Below are 9,390 nucleotides of genomic sequence, written 5' to 3' on the forward strand. Positions count from 1 at the left end.
ACATAGAATATCTTAAAAAAAATATGCTTGACATATTACCAGAATGCTAAAGGGTAGAGGTTTTGGCGGGACGTGCGGTCCATGGGGTGTTGGTGATGGCCAATTTTAAACTTTCTTCGTCATCCACGCTGTGGATGCCACCTCTTTAGTGGTTCGCCGTGCTCCAATCAGCAGCGTCCTTGCGGATTTGCTTCTTGGACGGCTATCACATGGGTCACGTGTACCAAACAGCTTCTAGAATACCTGTGACGCTGTTTGGACGTGACCGCAACGCTTGAAAGAGGCGTTCTAAGCCACTAGTGGTCGTGTGCTAAATGGGGAGGCTAGTGCATAAATGCAGGTAGTGGCCCTTTGGGATGTTGGTGCGGTCAGCGTACATTGCAGGCGATGGTGCGGGGTATCCTCGAGCGGTTCGCGGCTACCCACTCAGTTACGCCCTTCAGGCTTACTTCGCGGGCCGCTATCACAGGGGTCGTATATTCCATTTCTCTACGGCCAGAGGCCTTGAGAAATGGATATGACTCCCTTAGTCAGCCTGCGGTGACAGCTCTCCTAGCGGTTCGCGGCTCGCTGCGCAGCTGCGTCCTACGGACTTGCTTTGCAGGCCGCTATCGCATGGGCCTTATTAACCAAACATCCTTTGGAAAACTGTGGGGATGTTTGGATGCGGCCGTAAGCGGTTCGCCGTATTCCGTTCCCCGTCACCCTGAGGGTTCGGCTCACGGACGGCTATCGCATGGGCCTTATTGACCAAACAGCCCCTTGCAGAATTTGTTGGGCTGTTTGGATGCGGCCGCATAGTGGTTCGCTGCTAGCCAGGCGGCGTCGCCCTGCGGGCTTGCCTTCTGGGCAGCTATCACAGGGGTCGTATATTCCACCTTTCTGCGGCTGATGCCTTGAACGGTGGATACGACTCCCAAAGGCGAGAGCTATGGGCGCTCTTTGGGCTGGCCCTACGGGCCTATTGGATTGAACTTCATCCGTCATCCACGTTGTGGATGACACCTTCTACAGTGGTTCGCTGCTAGCCAGGCGGCGTTGCCCTACGGGCTTGCCTTCTGAGCAGCTATCACATGGGTCACGTATTCCAAATATCTTTTGGATAACTTGTAAAGATATTTGGACGTGACCGCAACGTTTGCAGAAGGCTTTCTTAGACCACTACTGGTCGTGTGCTAAAAGGGGCTAGTGCGGAAATTTAGGTAGTTGCCCCATCCTGCAATGCCGGCGGCATTGCTTCCTTCCCCGCTTGGGACTGCTGTTGTGCGGGGAAGGCATGCGGCCGGGGGCCGCTAATATTTGGACAAATCGTTGGGTGGTTGGTGCGGTCAGCGAACATTGCAGGCAATGTTTTCCGGGTATCCTCGCTCAGTCAGCCACTGCGTGGCTGACTGCTCCCCCCTAAAGTGAGGAGCCTTTAAAGGTTGGTGCGGTCAAGGGGGTGTTGGTGTGGCCTACTGTTTTTCTTTTTTATTTCAATAATTTTTCTTGAAATGGGTCAGGGGCGTGGTGTATCTGTTATAATAAAATGTAATGGGCATTTTGGCCATTTTGGTGTTGTTGGCTGGGATGTTTCTTCCTGTAAAAAAATTGCAGGATATGTGCTAACAATAAAGGTAGGGGAGTGGGTTCCATGATTATATATTTTTCTGGTACGGGGAATTCGTATGCGGTGGCACGGGAGCTGGGAGCGCTGACCCAGGATCAGGTGATTCCTCTGGATAAGAAGAACTGGGAGGCGATTGGGCTGCTGCTGCAATCGGCCAAGTCGGTGGGGCTTGTGTTCCCGGTGTATTTTGGGGATGTGCCCAAGCCGGTGCTGAAGTTCTTAAAGAAGGCAACCTTATCGCCTCAGGCGTACTACTATGCGGCGGCTACCTGCGGGAGTACCCAGGGGAGTGCGCTTTACCGGGTGCAGGAGCTTTTGGGGGCCAAGGGCTGCAAGTTGTCCTACGGCCGGGTGGTGCCCATGATTGCCAATTCTACGTCCACCTGGAAGGTGGGGGTGACCTACGACTACAGCAAGCTGGAGAAGGCCAAGCAGCTGGTGGAGGCTATGGGGCAGGATATTCTGGCCCGGAAGGTGGACCTGTCCCAGGTGAAGAAGTCCCTGGCGGGGACGCTTATGGCCATTCCGCTGGTGCGGAAGCTGGGGAAGAAGCGGTTTGCCATTTCGGCCCGGCCCAAGGACTGTGTGGGCTGCGGGCTGTGCGTACGGCTGTGTCCTATGGGTAATTTGTCCCTGAAGGACGGGAAGGTGAAGGTCCACGACCACTGTGCCTACTGTATGGCCTGTGTCCAGTTCTGCCCCCACGGGGGGATTGCGGTCCACGGGCATGTGATTGCCAAGGCTGACCAATACCATCATCCTGAGGTGCAGGCCCAGGAATTGTTCCATCGCTAAGGGGGAGAGAAAAGATGCTGCATATCGGTTGTCATTTGTCTTCTTCCAAGGGCTTTTTGGCCATGGGCAAAACGGCGCTGTCCATTCAGGCGGATACTTTTGCGTTCTTTACCCGGAATCCTCGGGGGAGCAAGGCCAAGGAGGTGGACCCCAAGGATGTCCAGGCGTTTCGGGAGCTGTGGCAGGGCAAGGCGGTGCCTCTGGTGGCCCATGCGCCCTACACGCTGAATCCCTGTTCCACCAAGGAGGACGTGCGGACTTTTGCCCGGGAAACCATTGCGGACGATTTGGTGCGGATGGAACTGGTGCCCTACCAATATTACAATATGCATCCGGGAAACCATTTGGGGCAGGGGCCGGAAGTGGGCATTCAGCTCATTGCGGACTGCCTGAATCAGGTGCTGCAAAAGGGGCAGACCACCACGCTGCTTTTGGAAATTATGGCGGGAAAGGGCACGGAAGTGGGAAAGACCTTCCAGGAAATTGCTGCCATTTTGGATAAGCTGAAGCTCCAGGAGCAGGTAGGGGTCTGCCTGGATACCTGTCACGTGTGGGACGGGGGCTACGATGTGGTGAACCATTTGGATGAGGTGCTGACGGAATTTGACCAGGTCATTGGGCTGGGACGGCTGAAGGCCATTCATTTAAACGACAGCAAGAATCCCCTGGGGGCCCATAAGGACCGGCACGAGAAGCTGGGCCAGGGCTACCTGGGACTGGAGGCTCTGGGGCGGATTGTGCGCCACCCGGCGCTGACCCAGCTGCCTTTTATCCTGGAAACTCCCAATGAGCTGGAAGGCTACGCCGGGGAGATTGCTCTGATGCGGCAGGCCGCTGAGGAGGGAAGGTAGGATGGAAGAAGGTTTGGCGAAAGTTTTTGCAAGCCCGGTGACGCTGCTGACCCTGGTGGGGGTGCTGGCGCTTTTGGTAGTTTTGCTGCACACCCGGAAGGTGAAGCTCAGCGCCCACCAGCTGTCCAGCTGCGGCTTTATGCTGGCGCTGACGCTGGTGCTCAGTGTGTTTCCGCTTTACCGGATGCCCTACGGGGGCACCATTACCCTGGGCGGTATGCTGCCCATTATGCTGGTGGCCTTTGCTTTTGGGCCGGAAGTGGGGGTGCTGGCGGGGTTTGCCTACGGGATTCTAAACCTGCTGCTGAATCCGTACATTCTTCATCCAGTGCAGGTGCTATTTGACTATCCGCTGCCTTTTATGGCCCTGGGGGTGTGCGGCTTCTTTCCCCAGCACCCTTATGGGGGCATGATTTTGGCAGTCCTGATGCGGTACTTCTGCCATTTTGTGTCCGGGGTGGCGTTTTTTGCCAGCTATGCGCCGGCGGGGATGTCCCCAGTGGTGTACTCCCTGTGGGCCAACGGGCTGTATCTGCTGCCGGATCTGGCCATATGTCTGCTGCTGTACCGGGTGCTGCCCATGGGGCGCTTTATAGGGCTGCTCCGGAAGCCCCGGTGAAAAATTTTACTTTTTTTGTATAAATTCCTTGCATGAATGCCCGGTTCATGCTATAATAACGCTTGTTCAGTAATACGCCTGTGGCTCAGTGGATAGAGCAACGGCCTCCGGAGCCGTGTGCGGCGGTTCGATTCCGCCCAGGCGTACCATTTTGTACTTTTACCCCATGATTCGCGAAAGCGCATTATGGGGTCTCTTATTTTCCAGGGGGTTATAAAATTCCGGGAATCCCAAAGAAGGTCTTTCTTCTCTGGGAAAACGTGCTATAATGAAAAAGCTGTGAGAAAAGAGGTTTTGCCGTGGTTACAATCACCGATCGAGTCCGTTTTTCTGAAACCGATCTGATGGGCGTGGTCCATCATACCAATTACCTGCGGTGGTTTGAAATGGGCCGGGTGGCCTATCTGAGGGCAGCGGGCATTGAGCTGAACCAGCTGATGGCCGATGGCTTCATGGTCCCCATTATTGAGGTCCACTGCCAGTTCCGCCAGTCTGCGCGTTTTGACGACGAGTATGAGGTGCGGACCACCTTGGCGTCCTGCAGCCGGGTAAAAATCGTGTACGAATATGAGATTATCCGGAAACGGGATGGGGTGCTGCTGGCCAAGGGCGATTCTACCAACGCTTTTACCAATCTGGAAGGAAAGGTGGAGCGTCTGTCCCCACCGTATTATGAAAAATTGCAGCGGATGCTTGCAGAAGAAGGGAAGAAAAAAGTATGATCAATGTGATTTTACTGCTTCTTGGCCTGTGCGTATTGGGTGCGCTGGTCATGATTGTTTACGCCGCCTTAAAACCCACGGATGACACCAAGGTGGTTATGGACGAAAAGACGCCTTTGCAGCTGGAGGAGCTGGACAGCCAGCACGCGGTGTATTCTTTTACCGTGCCTCTGCGCAACAACAGCCAGGAATGTGCTGCGGTAACGGACTGCTTTGTGCGGCCGTACCTGCCCCAGGAACAATTCCCGGATGCAGTTTGCACCGGGGATGTGGAAAAGGATGACCGACGCCGGAAGGACCATTATTTCGAAGCCCTGGTGCTGAAGGAATGGTCCGAATGGAAACTGATTGTGACCCTGCGGCTGGAAGCCAGAAATGGCAAGGATATGCGCGAAGTCCTGAGCCGGATGGTGGACATGGATGCAGCCATCTATGTGACCGGGGTTGGCCGGAAGGCACATTATGTAAGAAAGTATTTCGTGACCCTGTATGGGGCTGAAATGGCCAAATTGGCAGGAGGTGCGTACCGTGGCTGATAAGTATGAAATTATTCCCATTCCTACGCGCATTCTGACCATCCACGACAATATTGTGGATGCGGTGAAGGAATTTGGCGGCGACAAGATTGGTCCCCGGGATGTAGTCTGTGTGGCCGAGTCCGTGGTGGCCATTACCCAAAACCGGGCTATTCGTCCGGAAACTATGAAGATTTCTTTTGCAGCCAAGGTGCTGTCCCAGCTGTTTCCCGGCGTGGGCAGTATCGGCAACTGGTCTTCCATGCAGTCCCTGCTGAACGAATCCGGGACGCTGAAGGTGCTGGTGGCTGTGGTCTGCGGCTTCTTCGCCAAGGTGGCGGGCAAGCCCGGGGTGTTCTACCGCATGGGCGGGGAACAGGCTCGGCTGATTGACGATATTACCGGCACCATGCCTCCTTATGACAAGCACATTGTGCTGGGGCCAAAGAACCCCAACCGGGTGTCTGAGAACATCAAGGAAGGGCTGGGGTGCTTCGGGGCTGCGGTGGCTGACGTCAACGACCTGAAGCGGTCCTGCGTGCTGGGCTGCACCAAGGGTGTGGATCCCCGGTTGGTGGAAAAGATCCTCATCGACAATCCTTTTGGCAACGACAGCCAGAAGACGCCGATTTGCGTAATCAAGGATTATTTGCGATAAGAAAAAGAAATGCGGGCTGTGCCAGGAGGCGCAGCCCGTTTTTTGACGGCTTACTGGGTTTATAGGTTGGCATTCCTGGGTTTCGATGGTACAATAGCTTTTATAGAAAAGGTTGGTGAAATTATGCAGCAAGTTGTGATTGCAACACATAATCTGGGCAAGGTGGAAGAGTTCAAGTCTTTGATGAATGAGCTGGGACTGGAATTCACTTGTCTGTCTGATTATCCGCCCATTCCTGAGCCGGAGGAGAATGGCCGCACGTTTGCAGCCAATGCTCGAATCAAGGCAAAATATTATGCCAAGGAAACGGGAAAGCTTTGTCTGGCGGATGATTCTGGTTTGGAAGTTTTGAGCCTGAAGGGGGCTCCTGGGGTGCGTTCTGCCCGGTATGCCGGGGAGGAGGCCACTGATGAGGAAAATAATGAATTGCTGCTGGCCAATATGAAGATGCAGGTCCGGCGGAACTGCCGGTTTTTCTGCGCATTGGCGGTGGCCAATCCGGAAGGTAAGATTTTGGCGGAAACGTCGGGGATTTGTGATGGGATTCTTCTCCACGAACCCCATGGGACCAATGGCTTTGGCTATGATCCGCTGTTCTGGTCCACGGAGCTGCACGCTCCTTTGGGGGAAGCAACTATGGAAGAAAAGAACAGCATCAGTCACCGGGCCAAGGCTATCCGCAAGCTGGTGAACCAATGGAAAAAAATAAAATGACGCTTGGGGTCCTGGGGGATACCCACGGGGACCGGGAAGCCATCCGCCGGGTAATCCGGCAGGCGGGCAGCGTGGACCTGTGGCTCCATACCGGGGACTACAGCCAAGATGCTCCTTATGTGGAGCAGCTGGCGGGGAAGCCGGTGTATGCGGTATGCGGCAACTGCGACGTGTACGAGGACCGGGCTCCTCAGGAACTGGTTACCCGCCAGGAGGGCTTTACCCTGGCGATGACCCATGGCAATCGGTATGTGTGGGGCAATGACTTTAGCCGGCTGCTGTACTGGGGTGCGGAAAAGCAGGCGGATGTGGTGGTTTTTGGCCATATCCACGTACCTGTATGTTTGGAGGAGGAGGGCCTGCTGCTCATCAATCCGGGCAGTCCTTCCCGGCCCCGGAACGGGATTCCGTCCTTTGGGCTGCTGACCCTGGAGCGGGGCAAAAAGCCCCAGTTTGTGGTTCAGACCCTGGACAGCAAGGCATAAAAACAAAAATCAAGCAGATTCCTAAGGAGGAACAAAAAGATGGCCAATACGGAAGATTTGAATGCAGAAGCGCTAGAAATGCACGCCAAGAATCATGGGAAGCTGGAAGTACGCTGCAAGGTACCTCTGGAAAATGGGCACGACCTGTCCATTGCCTATACGCCGGGGGTAGCTGAACCTTGCCGGAAAATCAAGGAAAATCCGGATTTGTCCTTTGAATATACCTGCCGGGGCAACATGGTGGCCGTCATCAGCGATGGCACCCGGGTGCTGGGGCTGGGGGACATTGGTCCGGAAGCTGCCATGCCCGTTATGGAAGGCAAGGCGGTTTTGTACAAGAAGTTTGGGGATGTGGACTCTGTGCCCATCTGCATCGATACCAAGGATCCCAAGGAATTTGTGAATATCGTCGAAAAATTGCAGCCGTCCTTTGGGGGCATCAATCTGGAAGATATTTCTTCTCCCAAGTGCTACGAGATTGAAGCGGAGCTGATCAAGCGCTGCCATATTCCGGTTTTCCACGATGACCAGCATGGTACGGCCATTATTGCCTGTGCTGCGGTTTCCGGGGCGCTGCGCTATGTGAAAAAGGATATTTCCCAGGTGAAGGTGGTGGTCAACGGCTGCGGCGCTGCTGGCTCTGCCATTGGCAAGCTGCTGTACCGGCTGGGAGTCAAGAACCTGATTATGATCGACATCGACGGGGCTGTGTACGAAGGCCGTCCGGGCGAAATGGATATGGCTACGGCTTACCTAGCCAGCGTTACCAACCCGGAACACTACAAGGGCAATCTGGCCGGCGCCGTGAAAGGTGCCGATGTGCTGATTGGGGTTTCCGCTCCTCGGCTGTTTACCAAGGAAATCATCCAAAGCATGAATTCCCAGGCTGTGGTGTTCGCCCTGGCCAACCCGGTGCCGGAAACTACCTACGAGGAAGCCAAGGCGGCGGGTGCTGCCGTTGCTGGTACGGGCCGCAGTGATGCGCCTAACCAGGTAAACAATGTGTGCGTCTTCCCGGGAATCTTCCGGGGGGCTCTGGCGGTACGGGCTTCTGCCATTACGGAAGAGATGAAGGTAGCAGCGGTGAAAGCCATTGCGGGCCTGATTGCTGATGACGAACTGAAGGAAGACTATGTGGTGCCCGGGGCTTTTGACCGGCGGATTGTACCGGCCATTGCTGCGGCTGTGGCCAAGACGGCCATGGAGCAGGGGATTGCCCGGGTGCAGCGGGATCCAGAGGATATTCGGAAGGAAGCTGCGGAACGGGTGGAACGGAACTGGAACGCCTAAGACAGATATTTGCCTAATATGTAAACTTTTTGTAAAAAAGTTGTTGGCAAATTGGGGAATTCATCGTATAATACTAGGAAAATACCTAAAAGGGGTGTAGCGAATGAAAAAGATGGCACTGGTTTTGGCCGGTATTCTGGCAGTAGCAGGGATTGCAGCTGGCTGCGGCGGTCAAACCACGGACAACAAAAGCGCCGGCGGCGACAAGAAAGTGGTTTTGAAGGTTGGAGCCACTCCTGTGCCCCATGCGGAAATCCTGAACGAGATTAAACCCATGCTGGCCAAGGAAGGTGTGGACTTGCAGGTGGTGGAATTTACCGATTACGTAAAACCCAACCTGAGTCTTCACGACAAGGAAATTGATGCCAACTTCATGCAGCATGAACCGTATCTGAACAAGATCAATGAAGAACGGAACCTGGGTCTGGTTTCTGTGGGCAAGGTGCATATCGAACCCATGGGCGTGTACTCCAAGAAAGTCAAAGACATCAAAAACGTACCTGACAATGCCAGCGTGGCTATCCCCAACGATCCTACCAACGGCGGCAGAGCTCTGGCCATTTTGGAAAAGGCTGGTCTGCTGAAGCTGAAAGACGGTGTAGGCGTTATGGCTACTCCGGCGGATATTGTGGAAAATCCCAAGAACCTGAAAATCACCGAAGCGGAAGCTGCTATGCTGCCGCGTACCCTGGATGATGTGGATCTGGCGGTAATCAACTCCAACTTCGCTATGGAAGCCAAGCTGAACCCCACCAAGGATTCCCTGTTCACCGAATCCAAGGATTCTCCGTATGCCAACATTCTGGCCGTACGGAAAGGCGATGAAAACCGTCCGGAAATCCAGAAGCTGATGAAAGCCCTGAATAGCCCGGAAGTGAAGAAGTTCATCGAAGATAAGTACAAAGGTGCCATTCTCCCGTCCTTCTAAGAAGAGCACGAAACAAAAAAAGGGTGTGAAATAATTACTTGCCCCCCAAAAGAAAAAACGACTTGCGAGCTCAAAAGAGTTCGCAAGCCGTTTTTTTGCTTTTTATAACCGTACCTAATAAACTTCCTCAGTCAGTCCTGCGGACTGACGGCCCCTTAGTGGTTCGCAGCACTCCAATCAGCCGCGCCCCGCGGGCTTGCTTCT

The 9,390-nt window shown here is 54.4% G+C and carries 10 protein-coding genes and 1 tRNA gene; all 11 read left to right on the plus strand.

Annotated features, from left to right (window positions below):
- The first annotated feature begins 1,633 nt into the window (after positions 1–1,633).
- The 11 genes from DW089_RS10545 (at position 1,634) to DW089_RS10595 (ending at position 9,186) form a co-directional block, all read left to right on the plus strand.
- Positions 1,634–2,404: an EFR1 family ferrodoxin gene (locus tag DW089_RS10545; RefSeq protein ID WP_105325799.1), complete on the plus strand. Its 771-nt coding sequence runs from the start codon at positions 1,634–1,636 to the stop codon at positions 2,402–2,404.
- Between the two features lie 14 nt (positions 2,405–2,418).
- Positions 2,419–3,255, plus strand: coding sequence for a deoxyribonuclease IV (locus DW089_RS10550; RefSeq protein ID WP_105325798.1), 837 nt, complete (start codon positions 2,419–2,421; stop codon positions 3,253–3,255).
- A gap of 1 nt (position 3,256) precedes the next feature.
- The gene (thiT, locus tag DW089_RS10555; protein WP_105325797.1) at positions 3,257–3,874 is read left to right on the plus strand and encodes an energy-coupled thiamine transporter ThiT; all 618 of its coding nucleotides are present in this window, start codon (positions 3,257–3,259) and stop codon (positions 3,872–3,874) included.
- A 74-nt stretch (positions 3,875–3,948) separates the two neighbouring features.
- Positions 3,949–4,023: transfer RNA gene (locus DW089_RS10560), tRNA-Arg, on the plus strand.
- A gap of 150 nt (positions 4,024–4,173) precedes the next feature.
- Positions 4,174–4,596: a thioesterase family protein gene (locus DW089_RS10565; RefSeq protein ID WP_105325796.1), complete on the plus strand. Its 423-nt coding sequence runs from the start codon at positions 4,174–4,176 to the stop codon at positions 4,594–4,596.
- Positions 4,593–5,132 (plus strand): hypothetical protein, encoded by a 540-nt coding sequence (locus DW089_RS10570; RefSeq protein ID WP_105325795.1) that lies wholly within the window; start codon positions 4,593–4,595, stop codon positions 5,130–5,132. The genes DW089_RS10565 and DW089_RS10570 overlap by 4 nt, the downstream gene beginning before the upstream one ends.
- The gene (locus DW089_RS10575) at positions 5,125–5,769 is read left to right on the plus strand and encodes a coenzyme F420-0:L-glutamate ligase (protein WP_105325794.1); all 645 of its coding nucleotides are present in this window, start codon (positions 5,125–5,127) and stop codon (positions 5,767–5,769) included. The genes DW089_RS10570 and DW089_RS10575 overlap by 8 nt, the downstream gene beginning before the upstream one ends.
- 123 nt (positions 5,770–5,892) lie before the next feature.
- Positions 5,893–6,483: an RdgB/HAM1 family non-canonical purine NTP pyrophosphatase gene (rdgB, locus tag DW089_RS10580; protein ID WP_105325793.1), complete on the plus strand. Its 591-nt coding sequence runs from the start codon at positions 5,893–5,895 to the stop codon at positions 6,481–6,483.
- Entirely contained in the window at positions 6,480–6,968 is a 489-nt protein-coding gene (locus DW089_RS10585; protein WP_105325792.1) for a metallophosphoesterase, read from the plus strand. Before rdgB ends, DW089_RS10585 begins: the two co-directional genes overlap by 4 nt.
- A 39-nt stretch (positions 6,969–7,007) precedes the next feature.
- Positions 7,008–8,258 carry an NADP-dependent malic enzyme gene (locus DW089_RS10590; RefSeq protein ID WP_105325791.1) on the plus strand — a complete coding sequence of 417 codons (1,251 nt, stop codon included), beginning with the start codon at positions 7,008–7,010 and terminating at the stop codon, positions 8,256–8,258.
- A gap of 103 nt (positions 8,259–8,361) precedes the next feature.
- The gene (locus DW089_RS10595; RefSeq protein ID WP_105325790.1) at positions 8,362–9,186 is read left to right on the plus strand and encodes a MetQ/NlpA family ABC transporter substrate-binding protein; all 825 of its coding nucleotides are present in this window, start codon (positions 8,362–8,364) and stop codon (positions 9,184–9,186) included.
- Positions 9,187–9,390 lie beyond the last annotated feature (204 nt).

Origin of the sequence: Acidaminococcus sp. AM05-11 (genome assembly GCF_003472805.1) — a bacterium.
GTDB classification, from domain to species: Bacteria; Bacillota; Negativicutes; order Acidaminococcales; family Acidaminococcaceae; genus Acidaminococcus; species Acidaminococcus hominis.

Bases quoted from the DNA above. Each gene is read 5' to 3' on its own strand.
- DW089_RS10545 (WP_105325799.1), top strand. From the start codon at position 1,634: ATGATTATATATTTTTCTGGTACGGGGAATTCGTATGCGGTGGCACGG.
- DW089_RS10550 (WP_105325798.1), top strand. From the start codon at position 2,419: ATGCTGCATATCGGTTGTCATTTGTCTTCTTCCAAGGGCTTTTTGGCC.
- thiT (WP_105325797.1), top strand. From the start codon at position 3,257: ATGGAAGAAGGTTTGGCGAAAGTTTTTGCAAGCCCGGTGACGCTGCTG.
- DW089_RS10570 (WP_105325795.1), top strand. From the start codon at position 4,593: ATGATCAATGTGATTTTACTGCTTCTTGGCCTGTGCGTATTGGGTGCG.
- rdgB (WP_105325793.1), top strand. From the start codon at position 5,893: ATGCAGCAAGTTGTGATTGCAACACATAATCTGGGCAAGGTGGAAGAG.
- DW089_RS10585 (WP_105325792.1), top strand. From the start codon at position 6,480: ATGACGCTTGGGGTCCTGGGGGATACCCACGGGGACCGGGAAGCCATC.
- DW089_RS10590 (WP_105325791.1), top strand. From the start codon at position 7,008: ATGGCCAATACGGAAGATTTGAATGCAGAAGCGCTAGAAATGCACGCC.
- DW089_RS10595 (WP_105325790.1), top strand. From the start codon at position 8,362: ATGAAAAAGATGGCACTGGTTTTGGCCGGTATTCTGGCAGTAGCAGGG.